A 746-nucleotide genomic window follows, 5' to 3' on the forward strand; every position below is an offset into this window, starting at 1 on the left:
AAATCAAAACCACCCGTGTGAACGGGTGGTTTGTTCTGCGGCTGGAAGCCTCTATTACCGACCATAGCCTAAAAGGCTTACTGAAAGATTTCCCTCTCGCACCACTTCTACTCGCTGATTCTAAAAGAATCTTTCTCTATTTCTTCTTGTTTTTCTTTCCAGTAAACGGATCATGTTCTTCGAACAACGTTAGCTGATCTGCTACATAATCTTCCTGTATTTGATTACGAATATACTCAGCTATCTGATCCTTGTTTCTTCCTACTGTATCCACAAAATATCCTTTACACCAAAATCTTCGGTTTCCGTAACGATATTTCAACTCTGCATGACGATCAAAAATCATTAAACTACTTTTTCCCTTCAGATAGCCTATGAATTGTGACACGCTCATTTTTGGTGGAATACTTACTAGAAGATGGATGTGATCTTTACAGGCATTTGCTTCTAAAATTTCAACCTTTTCTCTTTCACATAACTCGCGAATAATCTCACCAATACTCTGTTTATATTTTCCATAAATGATTTGTCTTCTGTATTTTGGTGCAAAAACAATGTGATACTTACATCTCCATTTTGTATGTGCTAAACTTTCAGTATCCTTTTTCATAAGGGCTCCTCCTAAATTTGATTGTGATGCGGTCGGGAAACCAACATCAGTTTATCAATTTTGGGAGGTCTTTTTAATACCACGCTGGAAGCTCTCCGGAACCACTCGCAGAGCAAGTGGTTTTCAGAACATACAA

1 protein-coding gene is annotated in these 746 nt (G+C 37.9%); it reads right to left on the bottom strand.

What is annotated here, in order from left to right; all coding sequences use genetic code 11:
- Positions 1 to 136: 136 nt before the first annotated feature.
- On the bottom strand, positions 137 to 610 hold the full coding sequence (gene tnpA, locus RV00_RS15920) for an IS200/IS605 family transposase (RefSeq protein ID WP_071863499.1): 474 nt from the start codon (positions 608 to 610) through the stop codon (positions 137 to 139).
- Positions 611 to 746: the final 136 nt, after the last annotated feature.

This window comes from Enterococcus devriesei, assembly GCF_001885905.1.
Classification (GTDB): domain Bacteria; phylum Bacillota; class Bacilli; order Lactobacillales; family Enterococcaceae; genus Enterococcus_A; species Enterococcus_A devriesei.

Coding starts and splice junctions, on each gene's coding strand:
- tnpA (WP_071863499.1), bottom strand. CDS start 610: ATGAAAAAGGATACTGAAAGTTTAGCACATACAAAATGGAGATGTAAG.